Annotated in this window: 21 protein-coding genes and 1 riboswitch; of the genes, 8 read left to right on the forward strand and 13 right to left on the reverse strand. The window is 72.5% G+C overall.

All coding sequences use genetic code 11. The features are described 5' to 3' along the window. Nucleotides 1-13 precede the first annotated feature (13 nt). Together ACLWS4_RS21475 and ACLWS4_RS21480 are read left to right on the forward strand one after the other, a co-directional pair. Entirely contained in the window at nucleotides 14-2,377 is a 2,364-nt protein-coding gene (locus ACLWS4_RS21475) for a tetratricopeptide repeat protein (protein WP_416874931.1), read from the forward strand. A gap of 65 nt (nucleotides 2,378-2,442) precedes the next feature. After that, nucleotides 2,443-4,080: a DNA repair helicase XPB gene (locus ACLWS4_RS21480; protein ID WP_416874932.1), complete on the forward strand. Its 1,638-nt coding sequence runs from the start codon at nucleotides 2,443-2,445 to the stop codon at nucleotides 4,078-4,080. Between the two features lie 58 nt (nucleotides 4,081-4,138). On the opposite strand, the gene ACLWS4_RS21485 is transcribed toward ACLWS4_RS21480, so the two are convergent. Next, complete coding sequence (locus tag ACLWS4_RS21485; protein WP_158077777.1) at nucleotides 4,139-4,300, reverse strand: hypothetical protein; 162 nt, start codon at nucleotides 4,298-4,300, stop codon at nucleotides 4,139-4,141. Between the two features lie 337 nt (nucleotides 4,301-4,637). Between ACLWS4_RS21485 and ACLWS4_RS21490 the strand changes: the two genes are divergently transcribed. Continuing rightward, on the forward strand, nucleotides 4,638-6,737 hold the full coding sequence (locus tag ACLWS4_RS21490) for a HelD family protein (protein ID WP_416874933.1): 2,100 nt from the start codon (nucleotides 4,638-4,640) through the stop codon (nucleotides 6,735-6,737). 65 nt (nucleotides 6,738-6,802) lie between these two features. Here ACLWS4_RS21490 and ACLWS4_RS21495 read toward each other — a convergent pair whose 3' ends face one another. The 3 genes from ACLWS4_RS21495 to ACLWS4_RS21505 form a co-directional block, all read right to left on the reverse strand. Continuing rightward, nucleotides 6,803-7,489 (reverse strand): copper homeostasis protein CutC, encoded by a 687-nt coding sequence (locus ACLWS4_RS21495; RefSeq protein ID WP_049652332.1) that lies wholly within the window; start codon nucleotides 7,487-7,489, stop codon nucleotides 6,803-6,805. Nucleotides 7,490-7,576: 87 nt separating this feature from the next. Then, nucleotides 7,577-8,551, reverse strand: coding sequence for a hypothetical protein (locus tag ACLWS4_RS21500; protein ID WP_074005449.1), 975 nt, complete (start codon nucleotides 8,549-8,551; stop codon nucleotides 7,577-7,579). Then, nucleotides 8,548-8,931, reverse strand: a complete 384-nt coding sequence (locus ACLWS4_RS21505) for a PadR family transcriptional regulator (RefSeq protein WP_074005448.1) — start codon at nucleotides 8,929-8,931, stop codon at nucleotides 8,548-8,550. Before ACLWS4_RS21505 ends, ACLWS4_RS21500 begins: the two co-directional genes overlap by 4 nt. 78 nt (nucleotides 8,932-9,009) lie before the next feature. Here ACLWS4_RS21505 and ACLWS4_RS21510 point away from each other — a divergent pair, with 78 nt between their 5' ends. Then, entirely contained in the window at nucleotides 9,010-9,720 is a 711-nt protein-coding gene (locus ACLWS4_RS21510) for a hypothetical protein (RefSeq protein ID WP_416874934.1), read from the forward strand. A gap of 6 nt (nucleotides 9,721-9,726) precedes the next feature. Here ACLWS4_RS21510 and ACLWS4_RS21515 read toward each other — a convergent pair whose 3' ends face one another. The 6 genes from ACLWS4_RS21515 to thrC all read right to left on the reverse strand — a co-directional run bounded on the left by ACLWS4_RS21515 (nucleotide 9,727) and on the right by thrC (nucleotide 14,797). Beyond that, the gene (locus ACLWS4_RS21515) at nucleotides 9,727-9,900 is read right to left on the reverse strand and encodes a hypothetical protein (RefSeq protein ID WP_416874935.1); all 174 of its coding nucleotides are present in this window, start codon (nucleotides 9,898-9,900) and stop codon (nucleotides 9,727-9,729) included. Nucleotides 9,901-9,963: 63 nt separating this feature from the next. Beyond that, nucleotides 9,964-10,320: a hypothetical protein gene (locus ACLWS4_RS21520; protein ID WP_049652339.1), complete on the reverse strand. Its 357-nt coding sequence runs from the start codon at nucleotides 10,318-10,320 to the stop codon at nucleotides 9,964-9,966. A gap of 170 nt (nucleotides 10,321-10,490) precedes the next feature. Beyond that, complete coding sequence (groL, locus tag ACLWS4_RS21525; RefSeq protein WP_049652341.1) at nucleotides 10,491-12,113, reverse strand: chaperonin GroEL; 1,623 nt, start codon at nucleotides 12,111-12,113, stop codon at nucleotides 10,491-10,493. Between the two features lie 347 nt (nucleotides 12,114-12,460). Then, nucleotides 12,461-12,664 carry a cold-shock protein gene (locus tag ACLWS4_RS21530; protein WP_030289665.1) on the reverse strand — a complete coding sequence of 68 codons (204 nt, stop codon included), beginning with the start codon at nucleotides 12,662-12,664 and terminating at the stop codon, nucleotides 12,461-12,463. A 538-nt stretch (nucleotides 12,665-13,202) separates the two neighbouring features. Beyond that, complete coding sequence (locus tag ACLWS4_RS21535; RefSeq protein WP_049652344.1) at nucleotides 13,203-13,481, reverse strand: MoaD/ThiS family protein; 279 nt, start codon at nucleotides 13,479-13,481, stop codon at nucleotides 13,203-13,205. A 35-nt stretch (nucleotides 13,482-13,516) separates the two neighbouring features. Further along, on the reverse strand, nucleotides 13,517-14,797 hold the full coding sequence (gene thrC / locus ACLWS4_RS21540; RefSeq protein WP_074005446.1) for a threonine synthase: 1,281 nt from the start codon (nucleotides 14,795-14,797) through the stop codon (nucleotides 13,517-13,519). 16 nt (nucleotides 14,798-14,813) lie between these two features. Continuing rightward, nucleotides 14,814-14,950, reverse strand: a riboswitch (SAM riboswitch). Nucleotides 14,951-15,061: 111 nt separating this feature from the next. Here thrC and ACLWS4_RS21545 point away from each other — a divergent pair. Together ACLWS4_RS21545 and ACLWS4_RS21550 are read left to right on the forward strand one after the other, a co-directional pair. After that, nucleotides 15,062-16,099 (forward strand): glucosyl-3-phosphoglycerate synthase, encoded by a 1,038-nt coding sequence (locus tag ACLWS4_RS21545; protein ID WP_074005445.1) that lies wholly within the window; start codon nucleotides 15,062-15,064, stop codon nucleotides 16,097-16,099. Between the two features lie 45 nt (nucleotides 16,100-16,144). Continuing rightward, complete coding sequence (locus ACLWS4_RS21550; protein WP_416874936.1) at nucleotides 16,145-17,611, forward strand: alpha,alpha-trehalose-phosphate synthase (UDP-forming); 1,467 nt, start codon at nucleotides 16,145-16,147, stop codon at nucleotides 17,609-17,611. Here the strand turns inward: ACLWS4_RS21550 and otsB are convergent. Both otsB and ACLWS4_RS21560 read right to left on the reverse strand, forming a co-directional pair. Continuing rightward, nucleotides 17,598-18,437 carry a trehalose-phosphatase gene (gene otsB, locus ACLWS4_RS21555; protein WP_117489057.1) on the reverse strand — a complete coding sequence of 280 codons (840 nt, stop codon included), beginning with the start codon at nucleotides 18,435-18,437 and terminating at the stop codon, nucleotides 17,598-17,600. The two genes, ACLWS4_RS21550 and otsB, sit on opposite strands and share 14 nt — an antisense overlap. Nucleotides 18,438-18,741: 304 nt before the next feature. Continuing rightward, nucleotides 18,742-18,969 carry a DUF3263 domain-containing protein gene (locus tag ACLWS4_RS21560; RefSeq protein ID WP_079272731.1) on the reverse strand — a complete coding sequence of 76 codons (228 nt, stop codon included), beginning with the start codon at nucleotides 18,967-18,969 and terminating at the stop codon, nucleotides 18,742-18,744. Between the two features lie 102 nt (nucleotides 18,970-19,071). Here ACLWS4_RS21560 and ACLWS4_RS21565 point away from each other — a divergent pair, with 102 nt between their 5' ends. Next, a complete protein-coding gene (locus ACLWS4_RS21565; RefSeq protein ID WP_049655188.1) occupies nucleotides 19,072-19,422 on the forward strand; it encodes a cupin domain-containing protein in 351 nt (116 codons plus the stop codon). 46 nt (nucleotides 19,423-19,468) lie between these two features. Here the strand turns inward: ACLWS4_RS21565 and ACLWS4_RS21570 are convergent, their stop codons facing one another. Next, complete coding sequence (locus tag ACLWS4_RS21570) at nucleotides 19,469-20,749, reverse strand: extracellular solute-binding protein (protein WP_387977172.1); 1,281 nt, start codon at nucleotides 20,747-20,749, stop codon at nucleotides 19,469-19,471. A gap of 325 nt (nucleotides 20,750-21,074) precedes the next feature. On the opposite strand from ACLWS4_RS21570, the gene ACLWS4_RS21575 reads away from it, so the two are divergent. Continuing rightward, nucleotides 21,075-22,022 carry an ROK family protein gene (locus ACLWS4_RS21575; RefSeq protein WP_049655186.1) on the forward strand — a complete coding sequence of 316 codons (948 nt, stop codon included), beginning with the start codon at nucleotides 21,075-21,077 and terminating at the stop codon, nucleotides 22,020-22,022. Nucleotides 22,023-22,123 lie beyond the last annotated feature (101 nt).

Genomic DNA, 22,123 nt, shown 5'->3' on the forward strand with positions numbered 1-22,123 from the left:
GACTCGGAACAGCGTGAGCGGATCAGTCGTCTTCGGCTGCATCGTCCAGGGGCACAACGTCATTCTGACCCTCCCGGACCACCCTGACCCTGCGCTGGCCGGCCTCCCCAAGCAGTCGGGCGCCTTCGCCGGGCGCCGCGCCGAGTTGGAACAGCTCCTGGCCGTCCTGGCCCCGCAGCCGTCCACGGAGACCACCAACACCATCGTGGTATCCGGACTCGCCGGGACGGGCAAGACCGAACTCGTGCTCCAGGGCGCTCACAACGCACTCCGGGAAGAGGGCTGGTTCCCGGGCGGGGCACTCTTCGTCGATCTGCACGGGTACGACGCGAAGCGCGTGTTCTCCCCGAAGCGAGCGCTCGGCACCCTTCTCCGAGCCCTCGGCATTCCACCGGAACACATCCCGGCCGGGATCGACGACCGTGCCCGCATGTACCGGTCCGCGCTCAGCGCACTGGCCGGCGCGGGCCGGCGGGTTCTGGTTGTCCTGGACGACGTACCGCCCACCGAATCTGTCCGCCACCTGCTGCCGAGCGACGGAAGCACCATCACGCTCGTGTCCTCGCGGCACTCCCTCGCGGAACTGGACGCCCTGGCCCTGACTCTGCGGGAACTGCCCTCCGACGAGGGACGGGAACTGCTGAACGAAGCCATCCGAACAGCACTCCCCGAGGACTCGCGCGTCACTTCCGAAGCCGACCGGGCCGCACGGCTCGTCGCCCTCTGCGGTGGCCTCCCACTGGCCCTGCGCATCCTGGCCTCCCTGCTCGTGGACGTACCCACCCGGCCACTGGCCGACCTCTGCCACGACCTGGAGGCCGCCCACTCCAGACTTGCCGTGTTGAGCCGGGAGGATCGGGCTGTGACAGCGGCCTTCGAGCTGTCCTACCGGCGACTCACCGAGGAACAGGCCAAGGTCTTCCGCCTCGTGTCCTTGAGCCCCGGACCGGACTTCTCGACCGGGGTTGCGGCCCAGCTGTACGGCGGGAGTGAAAAGGACACCGAGCGGCTCCTGCTCGACCTAGCCCGCCGCCATCTGGTCGAACCGCGGGCGCAGTACGGCCGCTGGCGACAGCACAGCCTGGTGCGGCTCTACTCACATGGGCAACTGACCTCAACCGATGGCTCCTGGGGCGAGAGCCTCATGCGGCTGTTCGTTCACCTGCACCAGATGAGCGCACTCGCGTGCGAACGATTTCTTGCCCCCGGGACCCCACGCCCTGTGGCAGGGTCGGACTTCGCCGGTCGGCAAGCTGCGTTGCAGTGGCTGGAGAGCGAACGGCTCACGCTCGTCGCGGCCACCATCTGGACCCACGTGGCCCAGGACGATCTGATGTGCGTGGCTCTGGCATCGTCCGTCGCGCAGTTCCTGATGGAGGTGCGGTACCTGGAGGATGCCGAGCAGGTGATGAAGGCAGGCCTCCGATCGAGCCGCAGGCTTGAGGACAGTCTCAACGAAGCCGCGTTTCTGAGCGGCCTCGGTATCGTCCTCCGGGACATGCGCAAACTGCGCAAGTCCGTCCACAGGCACCGATCGGCGATCGATATCTGCCGGAAGACCAGGAATCACCGGGCTCTCGCCGGCGCCCTCAACAATCTCGGACTGTCGCTCCACGACCAGCGGAAGTTCGAGCAGTCGGCGGCTGCCCACATCGAGGCCGCACAATTGTTCAAGCGCGAAGGCGATCGCCGAGGGGAGGCCCAGGCCCTGGCCAATGTCGCCGAAACGCTGGAAGAACTGGGACGCACCGAAGAAGCAATCCGCGCTCTCCGCACGGCTGCGAAGCTCTTCCGGAACGAGGGCGATCCCCGTGGCCACGCCAAGGTACTGGGCAGTCGCGCCAAGCTGATGCGCGACACAGGGAAGGCCGAGAAGGCCATCGAACTCCACCAGCGCGCCCTGAACGTGGCCGACGGCCTGATCGTCCCCCATGACAGGGCGATCGAGCTGAGCAACTACGCGGGCACGCTGACCCTCACCGGGGACTACGACGCGGCCCTCGTCGCACACCGGGAGGCTCTGGAAACCTTCCGACGCCTGGGCGACCGTCGGGGCGAAGCAATGACCCTGGGCAACATGGCCCGCGCCCGCCAACGGCAGGGGAAGTGGAACAAGGCCGTGGAGCTGCACACCCTCGCTCTGGAGGCGTTTCAGGACGGCAAGGACGATCACGGCACGGCCACCGAACTCAACGGCCTCGCCAACGCCCTCCTGCACCAGGGCCACAACGTCGAGGCCCTGGAGAACCTGCACCTCGCCGCCGAACTCTACCTCCAGACCGAGGACTCGGAGAGAGCCGCCGCCACGCTCGCCTTCGCCGACCGGACCCGGCAGCGGGTCAGCGTCGGCACCCGCCACACCAAGCACCGGACATGACCGCCCGCGGATGCGGCACACTGGACGTTTGGCCCCGTAGAGCCCTACCGAAAGGCAGTCGCCAGGTGAACGACGGACCGCTCATCGTCCAGAGCGACAAAACTCTTCTCCTGGAGATCGACCACCCCAGGGCCTCCGACTGCCGTCGCGCTATCGCGCCGTTCGCCGAGCTGGAGCGGGCGCCCGAGCACGTGCACACGTACCGGGTGACGCCGCTCGGGCTGTGGAACGCGCGGGCGGCCGGGCACGACGCCGAGCAGGTGGTGGACGCCCTGGTGACGTACTCGCGCTACCCGGTGCCGCACGCGCTGCTGGTGGACGTGGCGGACACCATGGGCCGGTACGGGCGGCTCCAGCTGCTCAAGCACCCGACCCACGGGCTGGTGCTCACCACCACCGACCGGCCGGTGCTGGAGGAGGTGCTGCGCTCCAAGAAGGTCGTCCCGCTGGTCGGCGCCCGGGTCGACCCGGACACCGTGGTGGTGCACCCCTCCGAGCGCGGGCAGATCAAGCAGGTGCTGCTCAAACTCGGCTGGCCCGCCGAGGACTTCGCCGGGTACGTGGACGGCGAGGCGCACCCGATCGACCTGGACGAGGACGGCTGGCAGCTGCGCCCGTACCAGGCGCAGGCCGTCGAGGGCTTCTGGCACGGCGGCTCGGGCGTGGTCGTGCTGCCCTGCGGCGCCGGCAAGACGCTGGTCGGCGCGGCCGCGATGGCGCACGCCAAGTCGACCACGCTGATCCTGGTCACCAACACCGTCTCGGCCCGCCAGTGGAAGCACGAGCTGGTCAAGCGCACCTCGCTCACCGAGGACGAGATCGGCGAGTACAGCGGGACGAAGAAGGAGATCCGCCCGGTCACCATCGCCACCTACCAGGTGATGACCACCAAGCGGAAGGGCGTCTACGCCCACCTGGAGCTGTTCGACGCCCGCAACTGGGGCCTGGTGGTCTACGACGAGGTGCACCTGCTGCCCGCGCCGGTGTTCAAGTTCACCGCCGACCTCCAGGCCCGCCGCCGGCTCGGCCTGACCGCGACGCTGGTGCGCGAGGACGGCCGCGAGGGCGACGTGTTCAGCCTGATCGGCCCCAAGCGCTTCGACGCACCGTGGAAGGAGATCGAGGCGCAGGGCTACATCGCGCCCGCCGACTGCTGCGAGGTGCGGGTCACCCTGACCGACTCCGAGCGGCTCGCCTACGCGACCGCCGAGCCGGAGGAGCGCTACCGCTACTGCGCCACCACGGCGACCAAGCGGCGGGTGGTGGAGGCACTGGTCAGGAAGCACGAGAAGGACCAGACGCTGATCATCGGCCAGTACATCGACCAGCTGGACGAGCTCGGCGAGGCCCTGGACGCCCCGGTGATCAAGGGCGAGACCAGCAACGCCCAGCGCGAGAAGCTCTTCGAGGCCTTCCGGAACAAGGAGATCGGCGTCCTGGTGGTCTCCAAGGTCGCGAACTTCTCGATCGACCTGCCCGAGGCCACCGTGGCCATCCAGGTCTCCGGCACCTTCGGCTCCCGCCAGGAGGAGGCCCAGCGCCTCGGCCGGGTGCTGCGCCCCAAGGCGGACGGGCACTCGGCCCACTTCTACTCGGTGGTCGCCCGGGACACCGTGGACCAGGACTTCGCCGCCCACCGGCAGCGCTTCCTGGCCGAGCAGGGCTACGCGTACCGGATCATGGACGCGGACCACGTGCTGTGACGCACGGGCGGTAGGCCGTCCCGGGAACGGACACGGTGCTCAGGACCGGACGGCGCCTTCAGTACCGGACACCGTCGCGCCCGAGGAAGATCACGCGCGCGGCGGTGTCCAGGGCGATGCCGACGTTGCGGACGGCGGTGCTCAGCGGGTTGCGGTGGCGCCCGGAGACGGCGGTGGCGCCGGACGGGCCGGGTCGGGGGGTTCGGTTCGTGGTGCTCATGTCTTCAACGGTAGGCACCCGACCGGCGGTCGGCATCACTCCAAAGGCCGTATCCGCAGGTGCGCGGCTCGTCCGCCGGGTGTACGGCGGCCCCCGAGGCCGGGGTAGGGCGAACCCCGAGGCCGGTACGGCCGGAACCCCGGGACCCGCGCGGCTGGCCCCCAGGGGCGGACGGGTCTAAGATCGTCCGTCTGCCCCCTCCCGAACCGTGGTACCTGCTGAAGTCCCGCAGGCAGCCGGGGGAGGTACCGACCGTTCGGCAACCGGTCGGCCGTACCCACCGTGAGCTCCTACGATCCGCTGCGCCCGCCACCGGGGGCAGCCGGGAAGGTTCGCTGTGCCCGCCACCTCCACCACCGACCCCCTCCAGCGCGAACGCGACCACCTGGCCGCCTCCCGGGCCGCGCTGCGCGCGATGCGCGAGGACGTCGAGTCGCTCGACATCCGCGACGTGACCGGCACCTGGGTCACCGCCCTCGTGCTCCAGAACCAGATCGAGGCCAGGATCGCCGCCCTGGCCGACCTCTCGCACACCCCGCTGTTCTTCGGCCGCCTCGACTACCTGCACGCGATCAGCGAGGAGCTGAGCGAGGGCAGCGGCGGCGAGAGCTTCTACATCGGCCGCCGGCACGTCCACGACGCCGACGGCGACCCGATGGTGATCGACTGGCGCGCGCCGGTCTCCCAGCCGTTCTACCGGGCCAGCCGCACCGACCCGATGGACGTCGACCGCCGCCGCCGCTTCGGCTACACCGGCGGCGAGCTCACCGCCTACGAGGACGAGCACCTCAGCGACCCGGCCGAGACCGATTCCGCCTCCGCGCTGCTGGCCGCCGAGATCGAGAAGCCCCGCGTCGGCCCGATGCGCGACATCGTCGCCACCATCCAGCCCGAGCAGGACGAGATCGTCCGCTCGGACATCACGGGCACCATCTGCGTCCAGGGGGCGCCCGGCACCGGGAAGACCGCCGTCGGCCTGCACCGCGTCGCGTACCTGCTGTACGCGCACCGCGAGCGCCTGGCCCGGACCGGCACCCTGGTGATCGGGCCGAACAACGCCTTCCTCTCCTACATCGAGCAGGTGCTCCCGGCCCTCGGCGAGCTGGAGGTCGCCCAGGCCACCGTGCAGCAGCTGGTCGGGCACGTCGAGGTGAGGGGCGAGGACGACCCGGAGGCGGCCCGGCTGAAGGGCGACGCCCGGATGGCCGAGGTGCTGCGCCGGGCGGTGCGGTCGGGCATCGCGCTGCCCACCGAGCCCTGCGTGGTGGTCCGCGGCTCCCGCCGCTGGCGCGTACCGGTGTACGAACTGGTCGAGATCATCGAGGAGTTGAAGGGCCGCGAGACCCGCTACGGCGCGGCCAGGGACGCCCTGCCGCAGCGCATCGCGCACGCCGTGCTGCTGAAGATGGAGCAGGGCGGCGAGGCCCCGGACGACCGGGTGCAGGACGCGGTGGCCCGCAACAGCGCCGTCAAGGCGGTGGTCAAGGAGTGCTGGCCGGCCGTCGACCCGGCGAAGCTGGTCCTGCGGCTGCTCTCCGAGCCGGAGTTCCTGGCCGCCTGCGCCGAGGGCGTGCTGACGCCCGAGGAGCAGCGGGCGGTGCTGTGGCCCAAGCCCGGCCGCTCGGTGAAGACCGCCCGCTGGACGGCGGCCGACGCCGTCCTGGTCGACGAGGCCACCGACCTGGTGCAGCGCACCCCCTCGCTCGGGCACGTGGTGCTGGACGAGGCCCAGGACCTCTCCCCGATGCAGTACCGCGCGGTCGGCCGCCGCTGCACCACCGGATCGGCGACCGTCCTCGGCGACCTCGCCCAGGGCACCACCCCGTGGGCGACGGCGAGTTGGCCGGAGGCGCTGCGCCACCTGGGCAAGCCGCAGGCGCACATCGAGGAGCTGACCAAGGGCTTCCGGGTGCCGGAGGAGGTCATCGCGTACGCCTCCCGGCTGCTCCCGGCGATCGCCCCCGGCCTGGCCCCGGCCTCCTCGGTCCGTGAGGCGCCCGGTTCGCTGACGATCCGCCGGATCGCGGACGGCGCCGCGGAGGGCGACACGGACACGGACGGCGGCACGACCGGCGACGCGGCCGGCACGGAGGCGGTCCTGGCCGCCTGCCGGGAGGCGCTGGAGCACGAGGGCTCGACCGGCCTGATCGCCGCCGACGCCCGCGTCCCGCGGCTCGCCGAGGCGCTGACCGCGGCCGGCCTGCCGTACCTCTCCCCCGGCGACGAGACTAGCGCGGAGGCCCGGCTCACCCTCGTCCCGGCCTCGCTGGCCAAGGGTCTGGAGTACGACTACGTGGTGCTGGACGAGCCGGCCGCGGTGGTCGCCGGGGAGCCGGACGAGCGGACCGGCCTGCGGCGGCTGTACGTGGCGCTGACCCGTGCGGTCTCCGGGCTGACGGTGCTGCACCGCGAGCCGCTGCCGGAGCAGCTGCGGTAGTGCGCGGAAGGGCCGGTCCGCGGACCGGCCCTTCCGTACGAACGCCCGTACCGGCGCACCCGCGCTCAGGCGTCGATCAGCGCCCGCCACTCGGCGACCTTGGCCGCGTCCACCGGCGTCCGCCAGCCGTCGACCCGCACCGCGCCGCCGACGTGGAAGGCGTCGAAGCCCTCCGCCCGCAGCTCCTTCAGGTGCTCGGCCCGCAGGCCGCCGCCGATCAGGATCCGCTGCCGGTACCCGGGCTCGCCGGCCCGGGCCAGCTCGGCCGACAGCACCTCGCGCCCGGCGTCCACCCCGGCGGCCGCGCCGGAGGTGAGGAAGGTGTCCAGGCCGGGCAGCCCGCCGACGGCGGCCCGCAGGGCGGCCCGGTCGGCGCTGTGGTCGATCGCCCGGTGGAAGGTCCAGCGGCAGCCGGCGATCGCCTCGGCGACGGCCGTGGTGGCGGCCAGGTCGACGGCGCCGTCGGCGTCAAGGAAGCCGAGCACGAACTCCTCGGCCCCCTCGGCGCGCAGCGCGGCGGCCCGGGCGCACAGCCCGTCCACGTCGCCGGGGGCGAAGCCGTCCCGGATCCGCAGCATGACCCGCAGCGGGATGCCGACGGCGGCCCGGATCCGGCCGAAGTCCTCGACAGACGGGGTGAGCCCGTCGGCGGCCATGTCGGTGACCAGTTCGAGCCGGTCGGCGCCGCCCGACTCGGCGGCCTGGGCGTCCTGGGGCGTCAGCGCGATGACTTCGAAAATTGGTCTAGACATATTCGACAGCCTGCCACATCGGCCCGCCCCCGGAAACTCCCAGGGGGCCGTTCCGGTCACGCCGGAACGGCCCCCCGAACCTCCCGGTCACGCCGGACCGTGGACCGCCCCGATCGCACCGGACGCCCCGGCCGCCTCCGACCGGCCGAACCGGTGCACCGCCACCGCCACCAGCACCAGCGCGGCCACCGACGGCCCCACCGCCGGCAGCAGCTGCGAGACCCCGCCGGACCCGCGCCAGATGTTGAACAGGCAGCCCGGCCCGGCCAGCACCAGCGCCGCCACCCCCGCCGCCGTCGGCGCCACCCGCCCGCGCAGCCCGGCGAAGGTCAGCAGCAGCGGGACGACCAGCATCACCACGAACCACACCAGGTCCAGCGGGAAGGTGGTGTCGTCCCAGCTCTGGGCCGCCTCCAGCAGCCCGCCCACGGCCCCCGAGGCCAGCACCAGACCGGCCGCGCGCAGGCCCGGCCGGGGCAGCAGGTCCGTCGGCGCCGCCGCCAGCAGCAGCGCGGCCAGCACCAGCGGCAGCGTGGCCATCGCGATGTAGCCGCTCCACCACAGGTCGAAGGAGGAGGACCAGACGGCGTCCGCCAGGTTGTAGAGCCCCACCGCCCCCAGGACCAGCGCGCTGCCCCGCACCGCCGTCCAGCGCCCCAGCAGCCCCGCCACCAGGAGCAGCACGGCGGCCACCGGCGGGCAGAACGACGAGAAGTAGGCGCCGTACGAGTCGTCCCAGGAGAGCAGGTTGGCGATCCGGTGCGCGGTGGTCAGCCAGGCCACCAGCGTGGCGCCGGCCACCGCCCCGGCGAGCATCGGCGCGACCACCGCGAGCAGCCGCCCGGCCGCCGTGGCGCCGGTCAGCCCGAGCCGCACCCGCAGCCCGTACACCGCCAGGCCGAGGACCTCCCGGGCGACCGCCGGCCGGCTGCCCGCCGCCGTCGTGTCGGCGAACACCTCGGCCAGCTCCTCGCCGCGCTCGCGGCGGTACGGCTCCGGGTAGAGCTGGAGCGCGGCCCGCAGCACCGCCGAGGGCCCAGCGCCGATCACCGGTGTGGTCATGAGAGGCCTCCCCCCGCCGCGGGCCGCCCCTGCGACCCGGTCTTGCCCGGCAGCATCGACCGGATCCTGGTCAGCCGGCGCTCGGCCTCGGTGGCGACCGCCCGCAGCCGCTCCGCCTCGGCGGCCAGCGCCTCGCGGCCGGCGGCGGTCAGCGCGTAGCTGCGCCGGGCCCGGCCGTCCACCACCTCCTCGGCGGCGACCTCGATCAGGCCCTGGCCCAGCAGCCGGTCGAGCGCCCCGTAGAGCGTGCCGGTGCGCATCTTGACCCGGCCGTCGGAGATCGCGGCGATCTCCTGGATGAGCGCGTAGCCGTGCCGCGGGGCGTCGGCCAGCGCGGTGAGCAGCAGCAGCGTGGGCTCCTGCATGGAGCGTTCTGTCATACGACTACATATATCGTCAACCTACCTATAGGTCCAGCGCCCACTCCCCCGGGCCCGGCACCCGGCCGGGCCGCCACAATGGTCGCCATGCCGACCACCGAGGACGCCCCGCCCACCGAGGAACCGCTCACCGACGCGCCCGCCGAGGGCCCGCTCGCCGACCCGCCCACCGACGACCTGCTCGCCGCCTGGACCGCCCTGCTGCACCGCTGCGGGGCCGCCGTCGACCCCGAGCCGTACGGCCGGGAGCTGCTGCGCCGCTGGTCGGAGCCGCAGCGCCGCTACCACACCGCCGCACACCTGCGCGCGGTGCTGGGCCTGGTCGACGAGCTGGCCGGGCACGCCGCCGACCCGGAGGCCGTCCGCCTCGCGGCCTGGTTCCACGACGCCGTCTACCGCCCCGACCGCACCGAGAACGAGGAGCGCAGCGCCGCCCTGGCCGTCCGCGCGCTGACCGCCGCCGGGCTGCCCGCCGAGCGGGTCGCCGAGGTCGAGCGCCTCGTGCTGCTCACCGTCGGCCACGACCCCGCCCCCGGCGACCGCGACGGCGAGGTGCTCTGCGACGCGGACCTCGCCGTCCTCGGCGGCTCCCCCGGGGCGTACGCGGCGTACGCGGCCGCGGTCCGCGAGGAGTACGGCTTCGTCCCCGCGCCGGACTTCGCGGCCGGCCGGGCCGCCGTCCTGCGCCACCTGCTCGCCCTGCCGGACCTCTACCGCACCCCGGCCGCCCGCGAGCGCTTCACCGCGGCCGCCCGCGCCAACCTGACCGCGGAGCTCGGCACCCTCTGAGGCCCGTCAGCCCCACCGCCCGCGCACCCGGTCCGTGACGGCCACGCCCCCCGTCACGGCCAGGACCCGCCCGGCCACGGCCCACCACGCGTCGTGGCCGGCCCCCGCCGCCTCCAGCACGGCCCACCACAGCCCGAGCCCGCAGCACCCGCCCGCCACACCCCACACCCAGCGCCTCATGCGCGCACCGTACCCACCCGCGCACCACCCCCGGAAGGCACCCCCGGCCCCGAGCCGGCCGGGCTAGGCGAGCTTCCCCACCGGCGCCACCACCGCGCCCTGCTTGCCGCACACCCAGTGCGGCTCCGGCCCCAGCTCGGGCTCCACGCTCAGCGCGTGCGGGTCCCCGTCGGCCGCGCACCCGGTGCACAGCGGCCAGCGCCCGTACGCCTCCAGCAGCGCGTCCTGGACGTCCTGGGCGACCAGCCCGAGCACGTACTCGGTGCCGTCCGGCCACTGCTCCAGCCACCAGCGGCGGTGCGTCACGGCCTGCTCCACCAGCGAGACGACGGCGGCGTCCGCCACGTCCCGCGCGGTGAGGTCGGCCAGGATCAGTGCCCGCGCGTTGTGCAGGGCGGTCTCGATGTCGTCGGAAGCCATCCGTCCATTCTCCGTCCACCCGGCCGAACGCCGAAACGCCCGGACGTCCGAACGCCCGGGCCCCGGAACTTCCGGACGCCGCCGGACGCCGAAACGCCGTGTGGGCGGCCCCCCGAAGGGAGCCGCCCACACGGACGAGGAACCAGCCGATCCGATCGAAGCGATCAGGATCAGAAGTCCATGTCACCGCCCGGCATGCCGCCGCCGGCGGCCGCGGCGGCCTTCTCCGGCTTGTCGGCGATGACGGCCTCGGTGGTCAGGAACAGCGCCGCGATGGAGGCGGCGTTCTGCAGCGCGGAGCGGGTCACCTTGGCCGGGTCGATGATGCCCTCGGCGATCAGGTCGACGTAGGTGTTGGTGGCCGCGTTCAGGCCGTGACCGGCGGGGAGGTTGCGCACCTTCTCCACCACGACGCCACCCTCCAGGCCGGCGTTGGTCGCGATCTGCTTGATCGGGGCCTCCAGCGCGACCTTGACGATGTTGGCACCGGTGGCCTCGTCGCCCTCCAGCTCCAGCTTGTCGAAGGCGACACCGGCCTGCAGCAGGGCGACGCCACCACCGGCGACGATGCCCTCCTCGACGGCGGCCTTGGCGTTGCGGACGGCGTCCTCGATGCGGTGCTTGCGCTCCTTGAGCTCCACCTCGGTGGCCGCGCCGGCCTTGATGACGGCCACGCCGCCGGCCAGCTTGGCGAGGCGCTCCTGGAGCTTCTCGCGGTCGTAGTCCGAGTCGCTGTTCTCGATCTCGGCGCGGATCTGGTTCACGCGGCCCGCGACCTGCTCGCTGTCGCCACCACCGTCGACGATGGTGGTCTCGTCCTTGGTGATGACCACCTTGCGGGCGGTGCCCAGCAGGTCGATGCCGGCGTTCTCCAGCTTGAGGCCGACCTCCTCGGAGATCACGGTGCCACCGGTGAGGATGGCGATGTCGCCGAGCATGGCCTTGCGGCGGTCACCGAAGCCCGGGGCCTTGACGGCGACGGACTTGAAGGTGCCACGGATCTTGTTCACGACCAGGGTCGACAGGGCCTCGCCCTCGACGTCCTCGGCGATGATGACCAGCGGCTTGCCGCTCTGCATGACCTTCTCCAGCAGCGGGAGCAGGTCCTTGACCGAGCCGATCTTGGAGTTGGCGATGAGGATGTACGGGTCCTCGAACGTCGCCTCCATCCGCTCCAGGTCGGTGGCGAAGTAGGCGGAGATGTAGCCCTTGTCGAAGCGCATGCCCTCGGTGAGCTCGAGCTCCAGACCGAAGGTGTTGCTCTCCTCGACGGTGATGACGCCTTCCTTGCCGACCTTGTCCATGGCCTCGGCGATGAGCTCGCCGATCTGGGTGTCAGCGGCGGAGATGGAGGCGGTGGAGGCGATCTGCTCCTTGGTCTCCACGTCCTTGGCCTGGGCCAGCAGCTGGTCGGAGACGGCCGCGACGGCCTTCTCGATGCCGCGCTTCAGGGCCATCGGGTTGGCGCCGGCGGCGACGTTGCGCAGACCCTCGCGAACCAGGGCCTGGGCGAGCACGGTGGCGGTGGTGGTGCCGTCACCCGCGACGTCGTCCGTCTTCTTGGCGACCTCCTTGACGAGCTCCGCACCGATCTTCTCGTACGGGTCCTCGAGCTCGATCTCCTTGGCGATGGAGACACCGTCGTTGGTGATCGTGGGGGCGCCCCACTTCTTCTCCAGCACGACGTTGCGGCCCTTGGGGCCGAGCGTGACCTTCACGGCGTCGGCGAGCTGGTTCATGCCACGCTCAAGGCCGCGGCGAGCTTCCTCATCAAAGGCGATGATCTTGGCCATCTGAAGTGGTCCTCCGGGACACGGTCGACTGCTCGGACCAAGGGGTGCCCGCGACGGACGGCCCTGGTGTGCGGGGGTCCATTCCCCTACCGCTCCCGGGGGCCTCACCGACCCGGTCCGCTGTCACTCTCACGCTGTGAGTGCTAACGCCAATGATTAGCACTCCGGGTGGTCGAGTGCAAGCCCAATCGACGATCCGCGAGCCGTCGCCGGAGCCCCGCCCGAGCCCCGGCGGAGCCGCGTCGGGGAACGCCGACGGGCCCGTACGACACGCGTCGCACGGGCCCGTCGAGAAGCGAGTGGTCACCAGCCGTAGGGCCGCGCCGAGCTCCTGGAGTCGGAAGGGGTCAGACCGCCGCGCGGACCATGTCCGCCTGCGGGCCCTTCTGTCCCTGGGAGATCTCGAACTCGACCCGCTGGCCCTCCTCGAGGGTGCGGTAGCCGTCCATCTGGATCGCGCTGTAGTGGACGAAGACGTCCGCACCACCGTCGACCGCGATGAAGCCGTAGCCCTTCTCCGCGTTGAACCACTTGACGGTGCCCTGAGCCATTCCGAACTCCCCTAGTGCTGTGCTGGCCCTTCACGTGCCCGCAGGTCGCGGGCCCGGGTTGGTTGAAGGCCGGCCCGGGGAACCCCCCCTGGGCGCAGCCGTGCACGCCGCAACCATCCGCGCGGAACGCCGGGCGGCCTCCGGTGAGCGGGTGATTGCGTCGACCGCCGCTGAATGTATCCGGATCGACGCCCTCTGCAACAGGGCCAACCGCCGGTAATTCCGCCAAGGCGTCAAGGGACAGGACGGATCGAATCGGAATAATCTCGGCATTCCACGCCGGACATAGCGGACGAATTACTCAAATGCCCGCGCGAATTCTGACATCTGCCTGACATGTTTCACGGTCCGCCCCCGACGGCCGGACGCCCCCGGGCCGAGCACTGCGGGGGCCGAAAGGGAAACCCTGTTCCCAGCCGAGCCACACTCTACTCCGACTCGACCCGGAAATATTCCCGCCGGAATGCGAGCGGTCGCCCGCGCATACGGAGAACGGATTTCCGTACGCGCGGGCGACCGCGGGTTCTGCTTTGTCGGCTCAGCAGCCGCCGGCCACCGCCGGGATGATCGAGACGCTGGCGCCGTCCTTGATCTCGGTCGCCAGACCCTCGGCGAAGCGCACGTCGTCGTCGTTCACGTAGACGTTCACGAAGCGGCGCAGCTTGCCGGTGTCGTCCAGGATGCGGGCCGCGATGCCCGCGTGGTTCTTCTCCAGGTCGGCGACGACCTCGGCCAGGGTGGCACCCTCGGCGGTCACCTCGGCGGCGCCGTCGGTGTAGGTGCGCAGGATGGTGGGGATGCGGACGGTGGCGCTCATGACTCTCCTAGCGGGGGCGGGGCCTATCGGGTGGTTCAGGCGGACACGAGGCCGGCGGCGCGGAACGAGTCCAGCGTCGGGCGGATGACGGCGGTCATCCCGGAATCGGAGACGGCGTCCAGGGTCTTCAGCCCGTCGCCGGTGTTGATCGCGACGGTCTCCTTGGCCGGGTCCAGCTGCCCGGTCTCGACCAGCTTCTTCAGCACGCCGACGGTCACCCCGCCCGCGGTCTCGGCGAAGATCCCCTCGGTCCGCGCCAGCAGCCGGATCGCCGCCACGACCTCGGCGTCCGTGACGTCCTCCACCGCGCCACCGGTACGGCGGGCGATGTCCAGCACGTACGGGCCGTCGGCCGGGTTGCCGATCGCCAGCGACTTGGCGATGGTGTCCGGCTTCACCGGCTTGATCACGTCCCGGCCGGCCTTGAACGCGGCCGACACCGGCGAGCAGCCCTCCGCCTGGGCGCCGAAGACCTTGTACGGCCGGTCCTCGACCAGGCCGAGCCTGATCAGCTCCTGGAGCCCCTTGTCGATCTTCGTCAGCTGCGAGCCCGAGGCGATCGGGATCACGATCTGCTCCGGCAGCCGCCAGCCGAGCTGCTCGCAGATCTCGTACGCCAGCGTCTTGGAGCCCTCGCCGTAGTACGGCCGCAGGTTCACGTTGACGAAGCCCCAGCCCTCGCCGGCCGGGTCGCCGATCAGCTCCGAGCAGAAGCGGTTCACGTCGTCGTAGTTGCCCTCGATGCCGACCAGCTCGCCGCCGTACACCCCGGCCATGACGACCTTGCCCTGCTCCAGGTCGTGCGGGATGAACACGCAGGACCGGAACCCGGCCCGGGCCGCCGCCGCACCCACCGCGCCGGCCAGGTTGCCGGTGGAGGAGCAGGACAGCGTGGTGTAGCCGAACGCCCGGGCCGCCTCGATCGCACACGCGACCACCCGGTCCTTGAACGAGTGCGTCGGGTTCCCGGAGTCGTCCTTGACGTGCAGCTGGGCGGTGAAACCGAGCTCCCGGCCCAGGTTGTCCGCCTTCACCAGCGGGGTCCACCCCGGGTTCAGGTTCGGCTTGGACGCCACGTCGGCCGGCACCGGCAGCAGCGGCGCGTACCGCCAGATGGAGGCCGGACCGGCCTCGATCCGCTTGCGCAGCTCCTCGGCGCCCTCGCTGCCGAACTCGTAGGCGATCTCCAGCGGGCCGAAGCACTCCAGGCACGCGAAGCTGGGGCCGAGCGGGAAGCGGGTGCCGCACTCGCGACAGGACAGCGCGGCGGCCGGGCCGAGGTCGACGGAAACGGGTGCGGCAGTGTCGATAGCCATGATGGCGAGGCCTCTCTCCTCATCTTCCCCGTGGCGCGGTCGCGACACGGGACGGAATTGGCACCTGTCCCGCCGGGGCCTGTCGACAGACAGCCGCGCGAGAAGGTTGCCGGGACGTCAACGGGCCGTTCCCTCAGTCCCTCTGGATGAGCTTGTGAAATTGTGGTGGTGCTCAACGGAGACCCCGGCGTGCAAAGGTCCGACCGCTGTACGAAGACTGTATCCGAAGGCGTCAAACCTGAACGGGACCGTCCGCCAAGCGAGATGACCCGTCCCACCGACCTCGCCGAGGAGATCTCCGTGCCCGCCGAACCGACTCCCGCGCTCCTCCCGCAGGCGGCGTCCTGGCTGCGCCGCCGCTCCTGGAGCGCGGCCGACCGGCCGGTCCGCACCCTGCTCGACGCCAAGGAGCGCACCGGCCGCACGGTCAGCGTGGTCCTCCCCGCCCTGGACGAGGAGGCCACCGTCGGCGACATCGTCCGCACCATCCGCCGCGAGCTGATGGAACGCCTCCCGCTCGTCGACGAACTCGTCGTCGTCGACTCCGGCTCCACCGACGCCACCGCCGCCGTCGCCGCCGAGGCCGGCGCCCGGGTCGAGCACCGCGACGCCGTCCTGCCCCGGCTGCCCGCCGTCCCCGGCAAGGGCGAGGTGCTCTGGCGCTCGCTGCTGGTCACCCACGGCGACATCGTCTGCTTCGTCGACGCCGACCTGCGCGAGTTCGACCCGGCCTTCGTCTCCGGCATCGTCGGCCCGCTGCTCACCGACGAGTCCATCCAGCTGGTCAAGGCCATGTACGACCGCCCGCTGGAGTCGGAGGGCGCCGTCCTGCCCGCCGGCGGCGGCCGGGTCACCGAACTCGTCGCCCGCCCCCTGCTCAACCTCCACTGGCCGGAACTCGCCGGTTTCGTCCAGCCGCTCGGCGGCGAGTACGCGGCCCGCCGCTCACTGCTCGAACGGCTGCCCTTCCCCACCGGCTACGGCGTCGAACTCGGCCTGCTGGTCGACGCCCTGGAGCTGGCCGGCCTGGACGCCCTCGCCCAGGTGGACGTCGGCGTCCGGCACCACCGCCACCAGGACGGCCAGGCCCTCGGCCGGATGGCCGCCACCATCTACCGGACCGCCCTGGAACGCCTCGACCGCACCCACCGCCTCAAGGCCTCCGCCGACCTCGTCCACCCCCACCTCACCCAGTTCACCCGCGACCCGGAAACCCGCGCCTTCACCGCCCACACCCACCCGGTGACCGCCCTCGAACGCCCCCCGATCCACACCCTCCCCGAGTACGCCGCCCGCCATTAGGGCCGCACGGGTTTGCCACGCCGACCCCACGGCAACATGCCAACCATGGGCGATCTCACGACCAACCGTTCGAGCGTGACCGGCACCGCCCCCGTCCTGGTGGCGTCCAACCGGGGGCCGGTGTCCTTCAGCACCGCCGACGACGGCACGCTGACCCTGCGCCGCGGCGGCGGCGGCCTGGTCTCCGGCCTCTCCGCCATCGACGACCCGAACGCCGTCTGGGTCTGCGCCGCCCTCGACGACTCCGACCGCAGGGCCGCCGCCGAGGCACCCCACGGCCGCCTCGACCTGGCCGGCCACGAGGTCGGCGGCCAGGCCGTACGGATGCTGGACATCGACCCGCTGACCTTCGCCCGCGCCTACAACGGCGTCGCCAACTCCACCCTCTGGTTCGTCCACCACCTGCTCTACGCGACCCCCACCGCGCCCTCCTTCGACGCCGCCTTCCGCACCGAGTGGGCCGCCTACCGGGCCTACAACGAGGCCTTCGCCGAAGCCCTCGCCGCCGAGGCCGCCCCGAACGCCGCCGTCCTCGTCCAGGACTACCACCTCTCCCTGGTCCCGGCCCTGCTCCGCGAAGCCCGCCCCGACCTGCGGATCGGCCACTTCTCGCACACCCCCTGGGCCCCGCCCGAGTACTACCGGATGCTGCCCGACGACGTCGCCCGGGCCGTCCTCACCGGCATCCTCGGCGCCGACCGGGCCGGCTTCCTGACCCAGCGCTGGGCCCGCGCCTTCGCCGCCTGCTGCGAGGACCTCCTCGGCGCGACCGTCGACCACGACGCGCTCACCGTCACCGTCGACGGCCGCACCACGCGCCTCGGCGTCCACGCCCTCGGCGCCGACGCCGACTTCCTGCGCGAGCGCGCCCACCGCACCGACGTCGACGAACGCCTCGCCGCCCTCCGCGCGGCCGTCGGCGACCGCCGCACCATCGTCCGGGTCGACCGCACCGAGCTGAGCAAGAACATCGTCCGCGGCCTCCAGGCCTACCGGCACCTGCTCCGCACCCGCCCCGAGTGGCACGACCGGGTGGTGCACATCGCCTTCGCCTACCCGTCCCGCACCGACCTCGCCGAGTACCGCGCCTACACGGCCGCCGTCCAGCGGCTGGCCGAGGAGATCGACGCCGAGTTCGCCACCCCCGCCTGGCAGCCCCTGATCCTCCACGTCGACGACGACTTCCCGCGCTCCCTCGCCGCCTACCGGCTGGCCGACGTCGCCCTGGTCAACCCCATCCGCGACGGCATGAACCTGGTCGCCAAGGAGGTCCCGGTGGTCTCCGACCACGGCTGCGCCCTCGTCCTCTCCCGCGAGGCCGGCGCCCACGCCGAACTCAAGGACGACGCCCTCACCGTCAACCCCTACGACGTCATCGCCACCGCCGAGGCCCTCCACGCCGGCCTCACCATGAGCCCGGAGGAGCGCGCCGACCGCACCAAGCGCCTGGCGGCGGCGGCCACCGCGCTCCCCCCGCAGCAGTGGTTCCTGGACCAGCTCAACGCGCTGTGAGCGCGTCCGCCAAGGCCCCCAACAGCTCCACCACGCCCTCCGGCCCGGCGACCACCAGGTCCGCCCGGTCGGCCAGCTCCCGCACCGGCGCGTCCCCCACCGCGCCGGCGCAGACCAGCACCCCGGCCACGCCCTCGCCGCGCAGCTCCTCCACCGCGGCGAAGGCCGCCACGTCCCCCAGGTCGTCCCCCGCGTAGAGCACCGACCGCGCCCCCCGCTCGCGCAGGAACCCGGTCAGCGCCGCCCCCTTGTCCACCCCCGGCGGCCGCAGCTCCAGCACCAGCCGCCCTGGCTCCACCACCAGCCCGTACCCGGCCGCCAGCTCCCCCACCGGCGCCCGCAGCAGCTCCAACGCCTCCTCCGGCGCCGCCGTCCGCCGGGTGTGCACGGCCACCGACCGCCCCTTGTCCTCCACCCACGTCCCCTCGGGCGCCCCCACCCGCTCCAGCACCCCCGGCAGCACCGCCCGCACCCGCGCCACCCCCGGATGCACCTCCGGCGCCGAGAGCTCCCCGCCCTCCCACCGCTCGGCCCCGTAGTGCCCCAGCACCACCACCCCCGGCAGGTCCGCGAACCCCCCGTACTCCACCGCCACCCCGGCCGGCCGCCCCGTCACCACCACGACGCCCCCCACCACCGGCGCCAGCCGCCGCAACACCCCCACCACCCCCGGATGCGCCCGCGCCCGCCCCGGATCCGCCACGATCGGCGCCAGCGTCCCGTCGAAGTCCAACCCGATCACGGCATCCCCGGGCGCGCCCAGCACCGCCCGCACCCCATCCCGCCCAGCCCCGGTCCCCGGCACGAACATCTCTTCAAAGCCCATACCGAAGCCCTACCCCGGAGCCCCCCACTCCGCACCCCGGCCTCCCCCACCTCCCCCACCAGGGCCACCTCCCCCACCCCCACCCACCCGCCCCTCGATTCACCCGGCGAGAGGAACGCGCTGCGGGAGGGGGTGGCGCAGGGGGTGGCCGCGGAGAGGGGCGTGACGGGTGATTTTCAGACTGCCAACGGTCTGAACGCCCCACCTCCAGGGTGGCAGTCTGAAAATCATCCAGCCCCCGGAGCGGCCACCCCCGGAGCCGCCCCCGGCCCCCACCCTCCCGAGAGCCCGAACCCCCCACCCGTCAACGGGCCCCCCGCCGAGCCTCCCGCACCCGCCGCAGCCGGTTCACCAGCACCGGCGCGTGCGCCAGCGCCTCCTCCCGGTCCAGCAGCGCGTTCAGCACCTGGTAGTACCGCGTCGGGGAGAGCCCCAGCTCCTCCCGGATCGCCCGCTCCTTGGCCCCCGCCGTCCGCCACTGCCGCCCCTCCAGCGCCAGCACCGCCCGGTCCCGCTCGCTCAGCTCGCCCACCGCCGACACCTCCGTCCACCGCTACGGAGTGTCATTCTCGCGCGCGACCCGGACACACACTGCTCGCCCCACCGCTCCCCGTGCCCGGCTACCGTCACCCCCATGACCACGCCGAGCTTCGCCCTGCACATCCCGACCGCCGACCTCGACCCCGACCCGCTCGACCCGTCCCAGATCGTCTCGGGCACCCCCGAGGTCACCGGCAGGGTGCTCTCCGAGTCCGCCGACGGCCGCCACCTGCGCGGTCTCTGGCAGATCACCCCCGGCGTGGTCACGGACGTCGAGGCGGACGAGATGTTCGTGGTGCTCAGCGGCCGGGCCACGATCGAGGTCGAGGGCGGCCCGACCCTGGAGGTCGGCCCCGGCGACTGCGCGGTGCTGCGCGAGGGCGACCGCACCACCTGGACGGTCCACGAGACCCTCCGCAAGGCCTACGCCATCACGCTGCCCTGAGCCCCGTCGGGGCCGGGGCGAACCACGCCCCGGCCCCGACGACCTGCTACTTGCGGACCTTCACCGCTTCCTTCACCGCCGCGTCCTGCAGTCCTTCGAGCACCTGCTTCGGGTCCCCGGTCACGGCCTGCCCGATCCCGGCCTTGATCCGGTTGCTGACCTCGCCCCAGGCCGGGTCCCCGAACGGGTAGAAGCTCGCGTTGCTGAGCCCGACCGCGAACTGCTTGAGGTCCTCGTGCTTGGGGTCGGACGACATCTGGGCGAACGCGTCCTGGGTGACCGGCAGCAGGTTGTACTGCTCGTCGAACTTCAGCTGGTTGTCCTTGCCGTAGACGAACGCCAGGAACTTCTTGATCTCGTTCTTGTGCCCGTTCGCCTTCAGCGCCATCATCCAGTCCGCGACCCCGAGGCTCCCGGTCCGTCCGACGCCGTCCTTCTTCGGGATCGGCGCCGTGCCGAACTCGATCTTCCCGGCGGTCGCCATCCGCAGCAGGGTCGGGTGCCCGTTCAGCATCGCGACCTTCCCGGCGGCGAAGTCCTGGAACACCGGGGTGCGGTTCATCTTGCCCGGGTCCGGGTACGTCAGCCCGGTGGCCACCAGGTTGCTCTTCAGCCAGCCGAAGGTGGCCTGGTTCTGGGCGCTGTCGATGGTGTAGTTGCCGACGTCGTCGGAGATGCTGCCGCCGCCGCTCAGCGTCCACAGCATCGACTCGGCCGGTGCCTCCTCCGGCCCCAGCGGCAGCCCGTACGGGGTCACCCCCGGCACCTTGGCCTTGATCTTCTCGGCGTCCTGCCGCAGCTCGTTCCAGGTGGCGGGCGGCTGGGTGATGCCGGCCTGCCGGAAGACCGCCTTGTTGTAGAAGAGCACCCGCGAGGAGGAGACGAACGGGATCCCGTACTGCGTCCCGACCACCTGCCCGGCGTGCGCGAAGGTGTCCAGGAACCTGGCCTGGGTGTCCACCGAGAGCACGTCGGAGGCCGGGTACAGCCGGTCCGCCGCGACCTGGTCCGCGAAGCCGCCGGTCTGGAGCAGGTCCGGCGACTTGCCGGCCGCGATCATGTCCTCGACCTTCTTGCCGATCTCGGTCCAGCTGTCCACCTCGACGCTGACCCTGATCCCGGGGTTGGCCGCCTCGAAGTCCCTGGCGACCGCGTCCCAGTAGTGCTGGGAGCTGGTCTCGGGGCTCTCCCCGTAGTCGGCGGCGACCAGTCTGAGGGTGACCGGCCCGTCGTCCTGCCCGCCGCAGGCACTGACCGCGGTGAGGACCAGTGCTCCGGCCAGCGCACCGCCGAGCACACGGGTGGGAACGTGGACGCGCCTGTTCAACGCGGGTACCGCCTTCGGGGGGATGGAACGGGGGGTGAACGCAGCCGGAACGGGGGAATCCGGCAGGGGGACGCGCAACACTCCCAAACCCGTCGACCACCGGTCCACACCACCGCCCGGCGCCGCCCCAGTAGTTATCGAAGTGCTCGGCGTCATTGCACAATGCGCAACAAAACCCCCACTCACCCCGGTCCACGCCCGCCCCGCACCCCGGCGCAAAGCCGCGCACACCCCCGCAGCTGCGACAAAGCTCACCCAGTATGGACCAGACCAATCCGACAACTGGACTAGACCTCTTCTACCCGCCCAAGGGAAACTGTCCTCCGTGAAGCACGTCATCGCACTCGATGTAGGCGGCACCGGCATGAAGGCCGCGCTGCTCGCCCAGGACGGCTCCGTGCTGTTCGAGGCACGCCGACCGACCGGGCGGGAGCACGGCACGGACGCCGTCGTCGCCGCCATCCTCGACTTCGCCACCGACCTGGCGGACGAGGGCCGCAGCCGTTTCGGCGTCGCCCCGCTCGCGGCCGGTGTCGCCGTCCCGGGCACGATCGACGAGAAGAACGGCATCGCGGTCTTCTCCGCCAACCTCGGCTGGCGCGAGCTCCCGCTGCGCAAGCTCCTCGGCGAGCGCCTGGCCGGGCCGGACGGCGGCGCGATGCCGGTGGCCCTCGGCCACGACGTGCGCTCCGGCGGCCTGGCCGAGGGCCGGCTCGGAGCCGGCCGCGGCGTCGACCGCTTCCTGTTCATCGCCCTCGGCACCGGCATCGCCGGCGCCATCGGCATCGACGGCCGGATCGAGGCCGGCGCGCACGGCTACGGCGGCGAGATCGGCCACGTCGTGGTCCGCCCGGGCGGACCGCAGTGCGGCTGCGGCGCCCGCGGCTGCCTGGAGACGCTGGCCTCGGCCTCCGCCGTCTCCCGCGCCTGGGCCGAGACCAGCGGCGACCCCGACGCCGACGCGGCATCCTGCGCCGCCGCGGTGGACGCCGGGGACGACCGCGCCCTCGCGGTCTGGCAGCGCGCCGTCGACGCCCTGGCGGACGGCATCGTGCTGGCCCAGAGCCTGCTCGACCCGTCCACCGTGATCGTCGGCGGCGGGCTGGCCGAGGCCGGCGACACGCTCTTCACTCCGCTGCGCGCGGCGGTCACCGGGCGACTGACCTTCCAGATGCCCCCGAAGGTCGTACCCGCCATGCTCAAAGACACCGCCGCGTCCCTGGGCGCGGGCCTGCTCGCCTGGGATCTGCTCTCCATGGAGGTGACCGCGTGACCACCGCGGACCGTGACCGTACTGCCCTGGCCGGTGCCCGGCTGGTCCTGCCCGGCGGCGTCGTCGAGGGCGACCGCCTCGCCGTCGAGGGCGAGCGCATC

The organism is Kitasatospora sp. SC0581 (assembly GCF_048159585.1).
Taxonomy (GTDB): domain Bacteria; phylum Actinomycetota; class Actinomycetes; order Streptomycetales; family Streptomycetaceae; genus Kitasatospora.